The following is an 18,087-nucleotide window of genomic DNA, read 5'->3' as shown; positions in this document are numbered from 1 at the left end:
TCGCGTTTTATTAGATAATACATTTGCACCAGATGGAACAAACAAAACAACGTTTTGGCGGTACTGAACGCCTTTATGGTATTACTGCGACTCAATATTTAAGCCAAGCTCATATTTGTATAGTGGGCATAGGTGGCGTGGGTAGTTGGGTAGCTGAAGCCTTAGCCCGTACGGCTGTGGGTAACATTACCCTAATTGATTTAGATGATATCTGTATCACAAATACCAATAGGCAAATTCATGCTCTGCAAACCAGTATTGGCAAGGCTAAAGTCATTGAAATGCAAGAGCGAATCGGAAATATCAATCCTGATTGCAAAGTAAATTCTATTGAAGATTTTGTTACTCCAGATAACGTCGCAGAGCTACTTTCAGCTGAATTTGATTATGTGGTTGACGCCACCGATAGTATAAAAGCCAAAGCCAGTATGATTGCTTACTGTAAACGCAACAAAATCCCCATCATTACTATTGGCGGTGCAGGCGGGCAAATTGATCCTACTCAAATTTCAGTCACTGACTTAAGTAAAACCATTCAAGATCCTTTGGCCGCCAAACTCCGTTCTGAGCTGCGCCGTTTTTACAACTTTACCAGCAACAGTAAAAGACGTTTTGGTGTGGACTGTGTCTTTTCAACCGAACAATTACGCTATCCCCAAGCAGACGGTACTGTATGTGGCACTAAAAACCTGAGCAGTGGAAGTGTTAAGTTAGATTGTAATAGTGGCTTTGGTGCCTCAGTTGCTGTCACTGCTACTTTTGGTTTTGTCGCAGCTGCCCGGGTGATCAATAAGTTAAGCGAAAAAGCCATGACAAAAAAGCTTGAGTGACCTAAACCAAACTGTGTTTATGGCAGCTAACGCGCTCATTAATTGATACTGGTTTTGTTTTGCCGTTCAGGTCACAATAGTCCAATGAAACATTCGAATAATTAGTATGGTATGTACCGCGCAAAAACCACCATTGAACAATGGCGTATTCTGCAAGCAGTGGTCGATTTTGGTGGCTACGCGCAGGCAGCAACTCAACTGAACAAAAGCCAATCCTCACTCAATCATGCTGTGACTAAATTACAAGATCAATTGGGTGTGGCTTTATTAGAAGTCATTGGCCGCAAAGCCTATTTAACAGAAGCGGGCGAAGTCATGTTGAGACGCGCGCGCCACCTGACACAGAATATTCAAGATTTAGAAGAACTCGCCACTAATATCAATCAAAATTGGGAGCCAGAGATCACCGTGGCTGCTGATTTAGCCTATCCACGTGAATACTTGTATGCTGCACTTAAAGCCTTTCAGCCACACAGTCGGGGCAGTCGGCTTAAAATTATTAATACGGTTTTGACGGGTACAGAAGAGGCAATAACCGAAAAATGGGCGGATCTGGTCATTGCAGGTAGCATACCCAAAGGCTTTTTAGGTGAGCCACTTTGTCAGGAGTATTTTTATGCGGTTTGCCATCCACAACATGAACTAGCTCAACTCAACTCCCCTGTCGAGCCCTCCGAATTGGCTCAGCATTTACAGCTTGTGATCAAAGACTCCAGCCGGTCGCCCCAAGAAAAACAAGGTTGGTTAAAATCAGAACAGCGCTGGACAGTAAGTGATTTTAACGCAGCAATTGATATTATGTGCCAAGGTATAGGTTTTTGCTGGTTACCTGAATACACATTACAAGAAGCATTCAAACAGCAAAAACTCCATAAACTTAACATTAAAGGCAGTAGCTTCAGAGCAATATCTTTTTACCTGATTGCTCCCAAAGCCGACAAAATTGGGCCAGGCACTGAGTTGCTCTATCAGCAAATTTTAGCTCTGCGACAATGCAACGCTCACCAACAAAAAGCCAATCTTCAAGTAACAAGTACATAAGAGGAAAAATCATGCAAATGAGTAGAGAAGAGTTAAACGAATTAATGGTTGATTGTGCACAAAATGCCATTACCACTACCCAAGAAGAATTTAACTTATTATTAGATGGCACAGAAGAAAGTCTTGAACTGGTCGATGAAGTCATACTTGGCTGGCTTGCCCGTTATAGAGATCAAGCACTAGAAGAAAACGCGGTATTTACCTTGTGTAATATTTACGGCGCTTATGTTGGAGAGATTTTCCGCCATAAAATTGGTGGCAACTGGAGTTACGATGCCTCCAACCCTGATGCTCCTTATGTGGTTCTGGAATACGCAGGTAATACCTATGCTTTTGCTGGCATTTGTTATCAACGCTTGGTGAACGATAGCCAAATCAGTATCAAAAATTATTTCGAACAAGCCGTGGCAAATAAAATGCAATAGTTTCAAAAGTATCAAAAGTGTCAAAAGTGTCAAAAGTACTAAAAGCACCAATAGTAGCAAAAGCCTTATAGGGGGTTTTAGTGTCGCTTTAGGTATCTGATTTAACGCCCTTGCAGCCAATCTGCAACAAACACCTTTAAATGACGATCTTTAAGCACAAAATAAGCAAACCACATATCAAGTATTAAGATAGTGGCAATGGCCCAAGAAAACTGCCAGTAATGCAAATTGGCTAAGTAACACTGATAGATAAAATCCAGTAAACATGCAAAAAACAAAAAATACTTAATTAAGTGAAATGGCCAATACAGCTGTGTTTTACTTAATTTTTCTCTAAATGCAATGAGCACATAGCTAATAAAGGCGGGTAGCGCAATCGCCAAACCGATATAGAGATATTTTTCTTCAGGATAAAACAAGCGTAACAAGGCATTGCTGTCTTGTCCTGCTGCCAAAGCCATCACTAAAATGAGCAAACTGCGACATAAAAAAACCATCAGTAATAATAAGGCAGAGCTAGGCTTTACTCGCCCCGCTTCATCATAATGTTTTAAATCGAGTAATAACTTAGTCAAAAAAACTCTCTCTTTAGCTTAAAAGTTAGAAATAAGCCGGTTTTTCACCGCCAATTTGGTTTTGGCTGCCACGAGGAGTTTTACAATGAGCCTGACGCATCTCTTCCAATACCTGTTCAATATCCGCAAAACCATCCTGCGCAAGATACATGCTGATATTGGAATTTACATTTATTTTTTCACCACTATCGCTATCAAAGGCTAAGTCAGACAATACATTCTGGATGCGTTCAAATAGATCTTTAGCAGTTTGGTCATCAATATTTTTCAAGCAGACAATAAATTGCCCCGCCCCCAATCTACCAACAATATCTTTTTCTCGTGTTACTTGCGATAAACACAGCGCCACACGTTTTAACAAACTATCCCCCGCCCTATAGCCAAACTGCTGGTTTACGTCGGTAAAGTTAGTCATGTCAAAAACGGCGAAGGCATTCACTTTGCCGGCAAGAGGCTTTTTAACCCGTTTGATCGCTGCCAGTACCGCTTGTTCATTACGCAAACCAGTCAAACTGTCAGTGCCTAATTTATGTAAATATTTACGTCCGAGTGTAAAATAAGCCAAGGCTGATAACATGCTGATGGCAAGTAGAATTAACACCAACGTTTGAAAATAGTGTTTTTGTGTTTTTGCCAAATTAGCTTCCAAGCTAATAATTTCGCCATGTAACTTAGCGACCCCCAATACCCTTGCAGAAGATTGTTGTGCCCATAATTTTTCTGTAAGGCTAGTTGCATAATGTTCAAACGCACTTTGAGAACTCGCGACATCCCCTAAAAATAAATTGGCTTCCACCATAAACCGTAAATAATCTTTATTGTTGGCTAAACGACTGGGACGAACAGCATCTTCTTCTGCCCGTTTGGTTAAAAAAGCCTCCACACAATCTCGGTTGTGATCAACCATACATAACACCGTGTTATACCAATCATATAAAGCATCCATTTGTTTATTTGATACCTGAGGTAAATACACCTGCCATTTTGACATACTGCTACGCATGGCTTCAAAATCAGCCTGTTGATAGTAATAACGAGTTTGTGAAAAGTGCAGCCAGCTATTGGTCAGCGGAGTATTTACTTTCGCATTGGCTCGACTTAAATCTTCGATAGCTATTTTTGCATTGTCAAAATCACCGCTACCGGTATAGGCACTAATTAAACTAAGTAAGGGGGCAAGCTGATTTTTTTCTTCATACACATTTAAGCCAATTTTATAGGCTTTATCGTACTGCTCGGCCGCTAAGGCATTTTGTCCGATGCTGCCATAGAGCAGACCTATATTGTTATGGATATGGGCAACAGACTCTTGATCATCTTTTAGCAAAAAAGTCTCCAGTAAGGCGTAAAGCTGCCCAAGTTTTATTCCTTCGTCCTGGCTCGCCTGTTCACATACCGTAATCTGTCCCAATTGCGCACTGAGATGTATATCGTTGAATTTATCCAGAGCCAGACTTTGTGCTTGTGCATAAAATTCACAACGTTTAGGGTCTTCTTGAATATCCAATATAAAACCAAGCTGATAAATGGCACTGGCATAACTGCGGCTCTCTTTGAGCATATGGTGGTCTTGAACTAGCTCATCTAACAAAACTTGGGCTTGATTAAAATGCCCTATGCAAATCAGACCTTGTGATTTTATGGTTTTTAACTCAAACGATTGCTGCGGGGTAAGTTGTGGATTAGTCAAATAGGGTTCAAGGGCCGCAATATCTTTATCATCAGGGCAGTCATAAGTTTTAACCTGAGCTAATTGAATGAAATCATCAATTTCATTAGCGGTAGCCTGACCTATAAATAAGTTCAGCAGCATAAATATAAAAGCACTGTTAACTTTGTTATTCATTCCCAATTTTTGACCTTTACAATAAATATAAGCATTTGAATTTATTATTTTTTAAACCTTATTCACCAAAACAATCAGGAGTGAATTTTTAAAGTAAATTGTAAAATAAATTGCAGGAGTATAAATAAAGCCGAAGTAATAACCTCGGCTTTATTTAATCAGTCTTAAGTGTCATAACCTTGCAATTCTGCTCAGCAAACACAAGAAACACTAAGTTTTACAGTTAAGCTCCTAAAAGACAATTGCTTTCCCTCTGCCGCTGGCTTCCGAACCCGCAGCAACTTTTCCGTCTTTATCGATAATGACATGCATATCACCAAAACGACTGTTATTGATCTTATATCCAAGTTTTTCAAGTTGTTCTAATACTTCAGGTGCAAAACCTGGATGCACCCGAATTTGATCTTTGGGTAATAATTGGTGATGAAAACGCGGACTGTCGACTGTAGTTTGCGCGTCCATGTTAAACACCAAGGCATTAAGGATCGACTCGTAAACTGAACTAATAATAGTAGTGCCACCGGGCGAGCCGGTGATCATGTTAATTTTACCATCCTTTAATACCATGCTGGGTGTCATAGAGGATAACATACGCTTTTGCGGTTGAATTTCATTGGCCGTGCCCCCCACAGCGCCAAATGCATTGGCTACTCCTGGTTTAGCACTAAAGTCATCCATTTCATCATTAAGCAAAAAGCCCGCGCCTTCAACCACCACTGAACTACCAAAACCCAAATTGATAGTAGTGGTATTGGAAACCCCGTTACCCCATTTATCCATGATAGAAAAGTGCGTAGTTTCTTCACTTTCTTTTAAACCCGGTTTAATCGCTTCTGTCTCTGATATTTTATCTGGCAAAATACCCTGGCTACGCATTGTTATATAGTCATCAGCAATTAATTGCGTGACTGGCACCTCAATAAAATCAGGATCACCTAAATATTCCGCACGATCCGCAAAAACACGCTTTCCTATTTCAGCCAGCAGATGAATATACTGAGTCGAATTATGCTCAAGTGTTGTATGTTGAGATGCTATCTCCTCATACATTTTTAACCACTGTACTATTGCTATACCACCAGAACTGGGGGGAGGAGACGTTAATAATTGATAACCACGCCAGTTTGCCACAATCGGCTCACGTGCAGCAGCTTGATAATTCGCTAAATCTTCTTCTGTGATCAGGCCGTTTTGCTTACGCATAAAATCAGCGATAAGTTTGGCAGTTTCGCCCTGATAAAAACCATCGTGACCTTCATCACGTATGCGTTTTAAGGTTTCGGCTAGTTCGGCTTGTTTAAATACTTCATCGGCTTTTGCACCTACAAAATAATCTTTGAAGTTCACGGCAAAACCACGGCTGGCTAATCTATCGATATGGCGTTCAATGTAACCGGCTAATTTAGGATGTACCACAAAACCTTGTTCGGCTAGTTCTACCGCGGGTTGCACCAGTTCTTGCCAAGGCAAGGAGCCATACTTTTGATGGGCTAACCACATACCTGCCACTGTACCTGGCACACCTGAAGCAAGAATACCTATCACCGATTGGTTAGGGATAACATTGCCATTTTCATCCAAATACATATCACGATGAGCGCTCAAAGGAGCTTTTTCACGATAATCAATGAAGTCATTTTTTCCGTCCTTGTGGATGAGCATAAATCCACCACCACCGATATTTCCAGCTTCAGGCAAAGTCACGGCTAATACAAATTGCGCGGTGATCGCTGCATCTACTGCATTACCGCCTTTTTCCAATATTGCTCTAGCAGCATCTGCACTAAAGCTATCCGGCATAGCTACAGCGGCTTGCTGTGTAATGCTTTGCTCTGGTGTGGCTGTTGTTTTTTCTGCCGGTGCATCTACTGGCGTACAGGCCACCACTAACGAGTAAAAACCCGCCAGAATGACCACTTTTAACATTCCCTTGGGGTTTAGTTTTAACATTTTTAGTTTCCCGAATGATGAAGCCTGCTCAAACTGGCAGGGCTGTCGTGTATTTGATCTGTTCCATGGCAAAACTGGATGTGACATCGGATAAATCAACGCCACTCACCAGTTGTTTATAAAACTCATCGAAGGCTTGCATATCCGCTACCATCACCTTCAATAAGTAGTCATATTCTCCGCTCATGCGATAAAACTCAACTATTTGTTCAATCTTTGCTGCATGTTCGGCAAAAGTCGTCAGCCAGCTAATATCATGTTTACCGGCTTTAACCTGCACAAATACCGTCATGCCTAAATTAAGTTTATTGGCATCTAACAATGCAACCCGCTGTTTAATCACTCCTTGTTGTTCAAGGGACTGAATGCGTCGCCAACAAGGTGTGGTGGTCAAACCTATTTTCTCAGCAATCTCGCTGACTGCCATGGTTGCGTCTTGTTGCAACAAACGCAAAATTTCTCTATCCAATCTATCCACGTTAAATATTTCCAGCATATATTAAAAATACAGAATAATTTTCCATGTTATTGGAATTTTAAAGAAATTACGAAAATTAATTGCACAAGACAAGTGGCATACTTAGCCCTCTAAAAATCCTCATTTTTTAATCCAAAAGTTTTATAGTTTAATTAAGGAAACCGTATGCCAGCATCAAACATTGCTCTGGTTGTCGACAATAAGCACACAACCAACCAATACCAACCCGCTCCGAGAATTTATGCTGACATCACCCAAACGATTGGCAATACCCCGCTTGTTGAACTCAGTCGTTTAAGTCAGAAATTTGCCTGCCATGCACGTTTACTCGGTAAAATTGAATACTTCAATCCAGCAGGCTCCATCAAAGACAGGCCGGCCATGGCTATGATAGATGCGTTGATGCAATCTGCGGCTTTTACTGAAAACACTGAGATCATCGAAGCCACCTCAGGTAACAATGGCGTGGCTTGCGCGTGGATATGTGCCATGAAAGGCATCAAACTCACTATTATCATCCCTGAGCACATGTCGATAGAAAGGCAAAAATTAATCAGGCACTACGGCGCCAGTGTAGTCACCACCGCCAAAGAGCTTGGCACTAAAGGCGCTATTGATCTGGCTAAAGCCTTGGTGGCTGACAACCCTAACGCCGTGATGCTCGATCAATTTGCTAATCAAGCCAACCCCGATATGCACTTTAACAGTACCGCCCAAGAAATCTGGCGCGACACCTTAGGACAAGTTGATGTTATCGTCGCAGGTGTGGGAACAGGCGGCACTATTACCGGAATTGGTAAGGCACTAAAAGCCCGTAATCCAGCGATCGAAGTGATTGCAGTCGAACCTGCATCCTGCCCAGTATTAAGCGAAGGGCGTTCGGGTGTACATGCCATTCAAGGTTTAAGCTCGGGGCATATTCCCGATGTACTGGATGTCAGTTTGCTTGATAGGATTATTACCATCAGCAATGAAGACGCGATTAGCTACGCTCGTCATTTAGCCAGAATTGAAAGTTTACCTGTGGGTATTTCATCTGGTGCTGCGGCACTAGCTGCGATTAAAGTTGGACAAGATCCAGCGTACAGGGGCAAAAATATCGTGGTGATACTGGCTGATACCGCAGAGCGTTATTTTAGCACTGAGTTATTTGCTTAAGGAAAGCTATGGGCGACTTAAGCCAATAGTTGCTTAACTTTATTATTGGCTCCACGACTAAGATAAGGTTGAAGTTTTACTAAAAAGGTTCTGAAGTTCAGGTCTTGCAATAAGTAAGTTTGCGGAGCATTCAGGGCCAGTTCTAGTTCAGTCGCCACAAACAGTTCACATAAATCGTTGAGCAATTGCACTTCAAGCTGCACCGAACGATGTAAAAAGCGATCGACATAATCTGGTTTTTCTTGCACTAACAGACTATTAAAAAAAATTTCTCGATCACAAGCGCAATAGTGATAAACGATAAGTTCGCTATCTGCGCCAATCACGTCTGCGATAAGTTGGCGTTGCGACTGATTAATAAATCTTTTGTCTTTTGTTATGCCCTTGCTATAAGCCTGATGGAATAAACCAGCTTGTTGCAGGGCATCACGTGCGCCCCACGCTTTTAACATACAGCGAGTGCCATCCAGATGGGCGATTAACTGCATGTCAATATGTTCAAATTCTCCTGCACTCAACTCAATGAGCCTACGAATTTTATCTAACATATTCACTGATATGTCCCCATCAATGATTTAATTCAAAGAACAAAATAGCTAAGCTACACGTTGCAGTAAACATCAATACATAGCCATTAATACCATAGTAATCTTTTTCACGCCGGTTACGTTTACCTTTCAAAATTAATACTAAAATACTGATCAAAACACAAACCAGTAATAATCCTGCTAAATAAATACTGAGAGAATAAGACCAGTTTTGACGACCACTCACGCCCCAAAACGCCTGCACACCTGAGACAAATTCTGGGCGCGCATAATGAAAAACAATTAACGCGGCTAAAAATACAAACCAGCCAACAACGTTAAGCCCAACCAGAAATTTAAACAAAGCATCGTTTTCTCTGGAGTGTTTACGCCTATTCATCATACCATTGCCATCATTTTGACTATTTTTTTGCTGCTGCATACCTTCTCTACACCGATTTTTCTTGAGTCTGTGCGCTACCTGAGTAAGATTACACACCTTGCGAAATTAGCCAAGTAAACGCTGTAAGTAACAATCAGTGTTTCGCCATTTTTTGTAAGCCGTCAGCACACTTGCCCATCGTTTTGAGCAATATGGCGCAAAGTACAGTTTAACGCAGTTGCTCAGGCAAACCTGAACAACTTTGCCTTTGGTGGGTTAATCCCAACCTAGAGCAAAAATTAATTTATATCATAAATGTGGGAATGCCCCAAAATTAGCTTGGAGAAGAAATACATGGCACACGCCTCAGTGGCAGATATTTTTGCCGGTAAATACACAGTTGGCGAACATGTCACAGTTAAGGGATGGGTAAGAACCCGTCGTGACTCAAAAGCAGGTTTATCCTTTGTTGCCTTGCACGATGGCAGTTGTTTTGATGCGATCCAAGTTATCGCTTTAAATACCTTGGAAAACTACGCAGATATCACACGTTTGACCACTAGTTGTTCAATCATTGCTAAGGGCAAATTACAAGCCTCTGAAGGTCAAGGTCAGGCTTTAGAAATCGACGCCGACAGCCTTGAAATTGTTGGCTGGGTCGAAAGTCCAGACACCTATCCAATGGCGCCTAAACGCCATAGTATGGAATATTTACGTGAACATGCTCATTTGCGTCCACGCACTAATGTCATGGGCGCGGTAACTCGAGTTAGAAACTGTTTGTCGCAGGCTATCCACCGTTTTTATCACGAGCGTGGTTATTGCTGGATCAGCACCCCCATATTAACCGCCAGTGATACTGAAGGTGCTGGGGAAATGTTCCGTGTATCCACCTTAGATATGCTTAACGTACCTACAACCGAACAAGGTGCTGTTGACTACAGTCAGGACTTTTTTGGCAAAGAAACCTTTTTAACCGTATCTGGCCAGTTAAACGTTGAAACCTATTGTACTGCGATGTCTAAGGTTTATACCTTTGGCCCAACTTTTAGAGCTGAAAACTCCAATACCTCACGTCACTTAGCGGAGTTTTGGATGATCGAGCCAGAAGTCGCTTTTGCTGATCTTGCCGATGTGGCGCAATTAGCTGAAGACATGCTGAAATATGTGTTTAAAGCTGTCTTAACAGAACGTGCCGACGATATGGCGTTTTTTGCCGAGCGTATCAAACCTGATGCCGTAACTCGCTTAGAACAAGTAATCTCACAAGATTTTGTGCGCATGAACTACACCGATGCTATCGAGATCCTGCAAAATTGCGGTAAAAAGTTTGAGTTCCCGGTTTCTTGGGGTGTGGACTTATCCTCAGAACACGAACGTTATTTGGCCGAAGAGCATGTTGGCGCGCCTATTATCATGCAAAACTATCCTAAAGATATTAAAGCCTTTTATATGCGTATAAACGACGATGGTAAAACTGTGGCAGCAATGGATATCCTTGCGCCTGGCATAGGTGAAATCATTGGAGGATCACAACGAGAAGAGCGCTTAGATGTATTTGATCAGCGCTTGGCAGAAATGGGCCTAAACAAAGAAGACTACAGTTGGTATCGTGACTTACGCCGTTATGGCACAGTTCCGCACTCAGGTTTTGGTTTAGGATTCGAGCGTTTAGTGGCTTATGTCACTGGCATGCAAAACGTAAGAGATGTTATCCCCTTCCCAAGGACTCCAGGTAACGCCAGCTACTAATAGTTATCAAACTATTATCAGAAGAAAGCCACCACATCGGTGGTTTTTTTATGGATAAAAATAGGGATGCTCAAAGCCTAAAATTGTGTTTGAATCATAGAAAAAAGGACAGATACCGAATGCAGATCAAACAAACCCACTTAAAACGTCCACAAATAGATGAACTGCGTATCGGCATTATCGGTGACTTACATACTTACTGGGATGACACCGACCTACGCCAATTTAGTGCGGCTGATTATGATCTGTTGTTTTTTACTGGCGACTTGGGTGACGCCATGGCAGGCAGCAGTTTAAAGGTTGCCAAACAAATATCAAAGTTAAGCTGCCCTACCCTTGTGATGCCTGGCAATAACGATACTCACGATATGTCCGCGCTGGCGGCTGAATTTGCCTTACAAAATGGTCTGAGTCTATTAGCTGACATCGAACTAGGCGACGGCTCACATCATGAAACCCTGACCTTAGTGGGTTACAGTAATCACAGGGTAACTACCCGTTTGCTCGACATCACATTTATCGCTGCTAGACCTCATAGCATGGGCGGTAATAACCTAGCCTTTGCTGAGCGCTTAACAGCTAATTTTGGCATTCACGATTTAGAACAATCCAGCAAGCTGCTAAAGCAACAGGTCGATGCTTGTCACACTCAGGAAATTATATTTCTGGGTCATAATGGTCCCTTGGGCCTGGGTTCGGAACCTGCAGCTATGTGGGGTTGTGACTTTAAACCAGATGGTGGCGACTGGGGCGATCCTGATTTGGCCGAGGCGATAGCCTACGCCCTTACACAAGGGAAAAACGTGCTGGGGGTATTTGCCGGACATATGCACTTACGCACCAAAGGGGGCTTACATCGCCCTTGGCAAACACAACAACAGGGAATAATGTATGTTAACGCGGCTAAAGTACCACGTATCTTTGCAGGCGTAGATGCAAGTTATCGCCATCATATCCAATGTACTATTAGCCTGGACGGCATTAGCGTCAGCGAGTGCCATCTACCTGAATATGAATAATATTGTGTAATTTATTACTGAAAAAACCTTTATATTTCACCCAATAACACTTGGCTGCGTTTAGCGGAAATCCCAAAATACTCAGCCATAGTGACTAGGAACCTTTCTTCGGCATCTTCAATTTTATTGTTGGCCAGTGCCACAGTTGCAGCTAATTTAAAGGCAATTTCACGATCAGCCTGATCACGACATAAATGTGCACCAATGACTTGCAAGCGGTATTCCACACCTTGCTGCTGTACATTGAGTGCAAAACGCCGCAACATAGCTTCGATCATTTGCTGATGCAAACTGCCGTTGGACAATATATGTAAGCCACCATGCAAAGCCAGTAATTCATCTTCATCTGCCGCACCATCACTAAGCATGGTTAAAAACAATGTTTCGGCAAAGGGTTCAAAGCGTTGTAACATTGCCGTCATATCCGCCTCAGTCTCTGCGGCAATTGCTCTGCCATTACTGTCTGCAAGCTGATTTACCTGCATCAACGCATCACGTAAACGATGCATTTTTTCCGTAGCAATATTAAGCATGATTGTTCATAACAGCCAAAAGAAACTCAGATTGGCAAATAAGCTGTTGATTTACAAGCGCTATACCAATAAAAAAATCCGCTGACCAAGGGCCAGCGGATTTTCAAAAGTAAAACCGATTGAGAGTATTAGCCCAGTTTAGCCATTACTCATATTATGCATTTCAAGGTTACTTAGTTCAGTTTGCAAGCCAGAGGTTTTAGCCCCTTCATTACGCTGGGTATCAATACGCTCTAAGTAGGCCTGATTGATATCACCGGTTATATACTTGCCATCAAATACTGAAGTTTCAAAACGAGTGATCTGTGGATTAAGTTCTCTGACCGCGTCAATCAAATCTTGAATGTCTTGAAAAATCAAACCGTCAGCACGGATAAGTTCGCTCACCTCGTCAATTTCACGGCCATAGGCAATTAACTCATTAGCCGAGGGCATATCGATACCGTAAACATTAGGGAAACGAATTTCTGGCGCGGCAGAGGCAAAATAAACCTTTTTTGCGCCAGACTCACGAGCCATCTCAATGATCTGTTCTGAGGTAGTACCACGTACTATTGAGTCATCAACCAGCAATACGTTTTTGTCTTTGAACTCTGACGATATGGCGTTTAATTTACGACGCACTGACTTACGGCGCATCGTTTGCCCTGGCATGATAAAAGTGCGGCCAATATAACGATTTTTAACAAAGCCTTGGCGATAAGGTTTGTCTAATTCGATGGCGATTTGTAAAGCCACATCGGTTGAGGTTTCTGGGATCGGAATGACCACATCAATATCTAAATCGGCCCACTCACGTGCGATCTTTTTACCGAGCTTACGCCCCATATTCACTCGTGAGGCATATACCGAAATACCGTCAATAAAGGAATCTGGACGTGCAAAATAAACAAATTCAAAGATACACGGTGAACTAATCGGATTTTGTGCACATTGCTGAGTGTGTAACTCACCTGCTTCTGTCACATAGATGGCTTCGCCAGGCGCTACATCACGGATGAAGGTAAAACCAACAGCATCTAAAGCAACACTTTCTGAAGCGACCATATATTCATCGCCAAATTCAGTTTTACGTTTACCCAAAGCAAGTGGCCTGATACCAAAAGGATCTCTAAAGGCTAACATGCCGTTACCGATAATAGTCGCAACCACAGCATAAGCACCGCGAATTTTTTTGTGTACCGCTGCTACGGCTGTAAACACCTCGTCTGGGGTGAGTTTCATTCCAACACTGTGTTGCAATTCATGGGCAACAATGTTCAACAGTAATTCAGAGTCAGAGGTAGTATTGATATGACGACGTGATACTTTAGTTACTTCATCATGTAATTCATGGGCGTTGGTTAAATTACCATTGTGAGCAAAGGCAATACCAAAAGGTGAATTAACATAAAAAGGCTGGGCTTCGGCAGAACTTGAACTACCAGCAGTGGGGTAACGTACATGACCAATACCTAACTGTCCGGTTAGTTTTAACATGTGACGAGTATGAAAAACGTCTTTTACTAAGCCGTTGTCTTTACGTAAATTAAACCTTCCCTTGTCTACGGTCACTATGCCAGCAGCATCCTGACCTCTATGTTGCAATACAGTCAACGCATCATATAACGCTTGGTTAACTGGGCTTTTACCAACAATTCCGACAATACCACACATTCAGATTACCTTTTTTAAACGGATTTTATAAAGCTTGAGTTGCCTTGCAAATATTCGAAAAACCACTCAATAATTAAACTAAATTCTGGCACCAGTATGGATGCCTGCCACCAATCAGAACTGGATGAGGGCGTAAAAGTATCGAGAAAAAACAGCAGGGCACTGACAATGAGTACACCACGTAACGCACCAAAAATAGCGCCCAAGGCTCTATCCGTGCCTGTTAAGCCAGTAAACTGCACTAACTGCGCAATAAGATAATTCAAGAGGCCACCGAGGATTAAGGTAGCGACAAATAAAATCGCGATGGCCACACCGTTGCGGACCATGGGATCGGAAAAATGCGTTAAATAAACGGCCAAATCTGCATAAAACTGGCTAGCAATAAAAAATGCACTAAACCAAATGGCGAGGGAAATTGCTTCTTTAATAAAACCACGAATTAAACTAATAACGGTGGAAAGTAAAATTACACCTAGTATCGCAAAGTCTATCCAATTCATAAGATTCGTATTTCTTGGCTCGTGAGACTTTGGTATGAAGAGCGAATCTTGACCAAAGAACTAAAATCGCGCGCATTCTATCAAATGGCATGGTCAAAATCTTGCTAAATTTTATATCAATGGTGATTAAGGGCTGCAGCCCTTATTGCACGGTAAAAGGTGTCACTCTACCTTGTAAGGCGGTAATTTCTTTTAAATGAGACAAGGCTTTGTCTAATTTATCTTTTTGCAAATCAGGCCCAACAAATACCTTAGTTAACATACCTGAGCTAGTTTGCACTTGGCGGCTAAAAGCACGGTAACCATTTTTTTCTAATGTGCTGAGCAATTCACGCACATTTTTCTGGTGCCTGAAACTACCCAACTGCACGACCCACCCTGCACTGGCAAGAGACTTTGGTGTTTTATTATCCACTACCGTGGCTTGGGCTAATTCACTTTCAACAATGTTTTCAGGGGGAGTTGCTACTAATTGCTGCGCGATATCTTGTTCTGCTGACTCAAGCTCAGATAGATTATTTGTTTTATCGTCTAGCGCAACGTCGTTAACAATTTCGACCTTGCGGCTTGCAGCTTGTTGCACGGTTTCACTATCAAAAGTATCAGGAGCAACCACTTTTTTAATACTAGGTTTAGGTGGCAATTCAACAAACAGATTTTGTTTAGATTCTTTTTTACCATCGAGTAAATCTGGCAAAAATATCACCGCGATAGCAACTAAAATAATGGTACCGACCAAGCGGTTTTTTAAAGCGGCAGTCACCTTAATTATCCTCTAACAGAGTTGATACTTCTGCCACTGTGTAAAACGAACCAAATACCAAAATTAAGTCATCCTTTTGTGCTATTTCACAAGCTGTCCCATAGGCAGCCTTCACTGAGTCAAATTCTAACACCAATTTCCCTTGGCTTAACACAGAAACTAACTGCTTAGCCTGAGCACCGCGCGGAACTTGTAATGATGCACAATACCAGCAATCCACCACATCAACCAAGGGAAGGAGGCTTTGTTGAATATCCTTATCAGCCAACATCCCCACTACGGCAATTATCTGTCCATAGGATTGTCCACTAAGTTCTTTGGCTAATAGTCTTGTCGCGTGAGGGTTATGAGCCACATCCAGCATGATCGTGGGATTTTGGCGAATGATCTGTCGCCGTCCAGCTAATTTGGTTTGACTAAATAACTGATGAACAAAACTCTGTTCTAAAGGCAAACCTAAGGTACTTAGCACCTGCAAAGCCGTTGAGGCGTTTTGTGCAGGTATCAAAGGTTTAATTAGATCAATAAATTGATAGGTCGCATTAGACCAATTAAAACCAGTAGCACACAGCTGATAATTAAACTCCTGCCCCTGCCAACTGGCTTTTACCCTCAGCTTTTCAGCAGCAGCAAGTAAGGTTGAGGGTGGTTCTGGTTCGCCAATGATCACCGGAATACCTTTGCGGAATATACCGGCTTTTTCGGTAGCAATGGCCTCACGGGTATGGCCTAGCCATTCTTGATGATCTAAATCAATACTGGTGATCACCGCGATATCCGCATCCACAATGTTGACGGCATCTAAGCGCCCACCCAAACCCACTTCCAATAACAAAAACTCACATTGAGAATCTGCCATTAATTGCAAAGCTTGCAAAGTACCAAATTCGAAATAGGTCAGGGAGATATCTTGCCGTGCCGCTTCAATCTTACTAAAGGCCTGACAATGTTCTGTCGTACTGAGCATCTTACCCTGCACACGCACTCTTTCACGATAATCCAGTAAATGAGGCGAGCTGAATACGGCGACAGTTTTGCCTTGCAACAACAAGGCTTGTTCTATCATTGCACAAGTAGTGCCTTTGCCATTGGTTCCACCTACTGTAATGATGGTGCGTTGACTCAAATCAAGCCTAAGTCGCTGAAAAACCTGAGCAACTCGCTCAAGTCCTAGCTCAATATTAGCGGGATGGATTTCACCTAGATAAACTAACCATTGGTCTAAAGACCAGGCCGCTTGTACGGCGGCCTTTTGCGAGCTTTTAGCGGACATTAGTGATGTTGATGATGTAGCTTAGTCAAGATACCGTGCAAGCGATCGCGCATTTCACGTCGGTCAATAATCAGGTCAATGGCGCCTTTTTCGAGTAAAAACTCACTGCGCTGAAAACCAACAGGTAAAGTTTCACGAACTGTTTGCTCGATTACTCGAGGTCCGGCAAAACCAATCAAGGCTTTAGGCTCAGCAACATTAATATCACCTAACATGGCCAAACTAGCTGATACACCACCCATTGTCGGATCGGTCAAAACAGAAATGTAAGGTAGGCCTTTTTCACTCATCTTAGCCAAAGCTGCACTGGTTTTTGCCATTTGCATCAAGGATAACAAGGCTTCTTGCATACGCGCTCCACCACTGGTGGAAAAACAAATCAAAGGCATGTTATGTTTCAAACAGGCTTCAACGGCGACCACAAAACGTGCGCCAACGACCGAGGCCATTGAACCACCCATAAAGGCAAATTCAAAAGCCGCAACGGCTACCGGCATGCCTTTAAGCTTACCTTGCATGACCACCAAGGCATCTTTTTCATTAGTGGCTTTTTGTGCAGCAACAAGACGTTCTTTGTAACGTTTAGAATCTTTAAACTTTAATAAGTCCTGAGGCTCTAGATTGGCCCCTAACTCAGTACGTTCATTTTGATCGAGAAAACTATTGAGCCGCGCACGTGCGGTGATACGCATGTGGTGATTACATTTAGGGCAGACACCCAATTGCTTTTCTAATTCAGACTTATACAACACTGCATCGCAGTCAGCACACTTAGTCCACACCCCTTCAGGTACGTTACTTTTAGTCGGTGATTTAGTGCGTGGTAGTATTTTTTCAATCCAACTCATATCTGAATCCTAATTGCCTGAATAATGAAGTATGACACGTGGCATGGGTAAAGGTTTAGTTCTCTTAGCCTACTGGCCAAGTTGGCCGCTATTAAAGCACAAATTCAATTCTTTACGAAAATAAAACTGGTCTAAGAAGTTAAAAGCATACCCTTATCAATACATTTGCACGGCGGCGGAAAATCGGTGCAGCCAACAAACGTGCAGTTTTAAGGAAGAAATATATAAGGTTAATCCGCCAAAAATAATGGCCCTAAGGGCTTGCGTGGTAAATCAAACTCAGCAGGATAAGTCACGTCGACTAAATACAATCCATTAGGCTTGGCAGTTGCCCCAGCTTTGGTTCTGTCTTTGTCGATTAACAGGGTTTTTAACCAATCTACTGGCTTTTCACCACTACCAATCAACAATAAAGAGCCAGTGATGTTCCTCACCATATGATGTAAAAACGCATTGGCTTTGACATCGAGAATAACATAGTCACCCATGCGTGAAACACGGATATGTGTGAGATCACGGATTGGGGTA

At 42.4% G+C, this 18,087-nt stretch carries 18 protein-coding genes and 1 pseudogene; 6 read left to right on the top strand and 13 right to left on the bottom strand.

Going from position 1 to position 18,087, the window contains the following annotated elements; genetic code table 11:
• The first annotated feature begins 32 nt into the window (after positions 1-32).
• The 3 genes from tcdA (at position 33) to AX660_RS01190 (ending at position 2,296) form a co-directional block, all read left to right on the top strand.
• Positions 33-830 (top strand): tRNA cyclic N6-threonylcarbamoyladenosine(37) synthase TcdA, encoded by a 798-nt coding sequence (gene tcdA, locus AX660_RS01200; protein WP_068371318.1) that lies wholly within the window; start codon positions 33-35, stop codon positions 828-830.
• A 111-nt stretch (positions 831-941) separates the two neighbouring features.
• Positions 942-1,871, top strand: a complete 930-nt coding sequence (locus AX660_RS01195) for a LysR family transcriptional regulator (protein WP_068371315.1) — start codon at positions 942-944, stop codon at positions 1,869-1,871.
• An 11-nt stretch (positions 1,872-1,882) separates the two neighbouring features.
• The gene (locus tag AX660_RS01190; RefSeq protein WP_068371312.1) at positions 1,883-2,296 is read left to right on the top strand and encodes a hypothetical protein; all 414 of its coding nucleotides are present in this window, start codon (positions 1,883-1,885) and stop codon (positions 2,294-2,296) included.
• A gap of 101 nt (positions 2,297-2,397) precedes the next feature.
• Here AX660_RS01190 and AX660_RS01185 read toward each other — a convergent pair whose 3' ends face one another.
• The 4 genes from AX660_RS01185 to AX660_RS01170 form a co-directional block, all read right to left on the bottom strand.
• Positions 2,398-2,871: a DUF2919 domain-containing protein gene (locus tag AX660_RS01185; protein WP_068371310.1), complete on the bottom strand. Its 474-nt coding sequence runs from the start codon at positions 2,869-2,871 to the stop codon at positions 2,398-2,400.
• A 25-nt stretch (positions 2,872-2,896) separates the two neighbouring features.
• Positions 2,897-4,717: a GGDEF domain-containing protein gene (locus AX660_RS01180; protein ID WP_068371307.1), complete on the bottom strand. Its 1,821-nt coding sequence runs from the start codon at positions 4,715-4,717 to the stop codon at positions 2,897-2,899.
• 231 nt (positions 4,718-4,948) lie between these two features.
• Positions 4,949-6,667, bottom strand: a complete 1,719-nt coding sequence (ggt, locus tag AX660_RS01175; protein ID WP_407669329.1) for a gamma-glutamyltransferase — start codon at positions 6,665-6,667, stop codon at positions 4,949-4,951.
• Positions 6,668-6,695: 28 nt separating this feature from the next.
• Entirely contained in the window at positions 6,696-7,145 is a 450-nt protein-coding gene (locus tag AX660_RS01170; protein ID WP_068372019.1) for an Lrp/AsnC family transcriptional regulator, read from the bottom strand.
• A 165-nt stretch (positions 7,146-7,310) separates the two neighbouring features.
• Here AX660_RS01170 and cysK point away from each other — a divergent pair, with 165 nt between their 5' ends.
• On the top strand, positions 7,311-8,303 hold the full coding sequence (gene cysK / locus AX660_RS01165) for a cysteine synthase A (protein WP_082768687.1): 993 nt from the start codon (positions 7,311-7,313) through the stop codon (positions 8,301-8,303).
• A 17-nt stretch (positions 8,304-8,320) separates the two neighbouring features.
• Here cysK and AX660_RS01160 read toward each other — a convergent pair whose 3' ends face one another.
• On the bottom strand, positions 8,321-8,851 hold the full coding sequence (locus AX660_RS01160) for a DUF6817 domain-containing protein (RefSeq protein WP_068371303.1): 531 nt from the start codon (positions 8,849-8,851) through the stop codon (positions 8,321-8,323).
• 19 nt (positions 8,852-8,870) lie between these two features.
• Complete coding sequence (locus AX660_RS01155; RefSeq protein WP_235594627.1) at positions 8,871-9,272, bottom strand: hypothetical protein; 402 nt, start codon at positions 9,270-9,272, stop codon at positions 8,871-8,873.
• A gap of 294 nt (positions 9,273-9,566) precedes the next feature.
• On the opposite strand from AX660_RS01155, the gene asnS reads away from it, so the two are divergent.
• Complete coding sequence (gene asnS, locus AX660_RS01150) at positions 9,567-10,964, top strand: asparagine--tRNA ligase (protein ID WP_068371301.1); 1,398 nt, start codon at positions 9,567-9,569, stop codon at positions 10,962-10,964.
• Positions 10,965-11,083: 119 nt separating this feature from the next.
• Entirely contained in the window at positions 11,084-11,983 is a 900-nt protein-coding gene (locus AX660_RS01145) for a metallophosphoesterase (RefSeq protein ID WP_068371298.1), read from the top strand.
• Positions 11,984-12,012: 29 nt separating this feature from the next.
• On the opposite strand, the gene AX660_RS01140 is transcribed toward AX660_RS01145, so the two are convergent.
• From AX660_RS01140 to truA, 7 genes and pseudogenes are all read right to left on the bottom strand, one after another.
• Positions 12,013-12,516 (bottom strand): tellurite resistance TerB family protein, encoded by a 504-nt coding sequence (locus AX660_RS01140; protein ID WP_068371294.1) that lies wholly within the window; start codon positions 12,514-12,516, stop codon positions 12,013-12,015.
• 138 nt (positions 12,517-12,654) lie between these two features.
• Positions 12,655-14,172: an amidophosphoribosyltransferase gene (gene purF / locus AX660_RS01135; protein ID WP_068371289.1), complete on the bottom strand. Its 1,518-nt coding sequence runs from the start codon at positions 14,170-14,172 to the stop codon at positions 12,655-12,657.
• 14 nt (positions 14,173-14,186) lie between these two features.
• Positions 14,187-14,675, bottom strand: a complete 489-nt coding sequence (locus tag AX660_RS01130; RefSeq protein ID WP_068371287.1) for a CvpA family protein — start codon at positions 14,673-14,675, stop codon at positions 14,187-14,189.
• A gap of 142 nt (positions 14,676-14,817) precedes the next feature.
• On the bottom strand, positions 14,818-15,438 hold the full coding sequence (locus tag AX660_RS01125) for an SPOR domain-containing protein (protein WP_068371285.1): 621 nt from the start codon (positions 15,436-15,438) through the stop codon (positions 14,818-14,820).
• A 1-nt stretch (position 15,439) separates the two neighbouring features.
• The gene (gene folC / locus AX660_RS01120) at positions 15,440-16,711 is read right to left on the bottom strand and encodes a bifunctional tetrahydrofolate synthase/dihydrofolate synthase (RefSeq protein WP_068371282.1); all 1,272 of its coding nucleotides are present in this window, start codon (positions 16,709-16,711) and stop codon (positions 15,440-15,442) included.
• Complete coding sequence (gene accD / locus AX660_RS01115) at positions 16,711-17,559, bottom strand: acetyl-CoA carboxylase, carboxyltransferase subunit beta (protein ID WP_068371278.1); 849 nt, start codon at positions 17,557-17,559, stop codon at positions 16,711-16,713. The genes folC and accD overlap by 1 nt, the downstream gene beginning before the upstream one ends.
• A gap of 230 nt (positions 17,560-17,789) precedes the next feature.
• Positions 17,790-18,087: pseudogene (gene truA, locus AX660_RS01110) on the bottom strand (tRNA pseudouridine(38-40) synthase TruA); the annotation flags it as partial.

The organism is Paraglaciecola hydrolytica (genome assembly GCF_001565895.1).
In the GTDB taxonomy this organism is placed as follows: Bacteria; Pseudomonadota; Gammaproteobacteria; order Enterobacterales; family Alteromonadaceae; genus Paraglaciecola; species Paraglaciecola hydrolytica.
The sequence above is the reverse complement of the archived record's forward strand: the minus strand, read 5'-3'. Positions and strand labels throughout refer to the sequence as shown.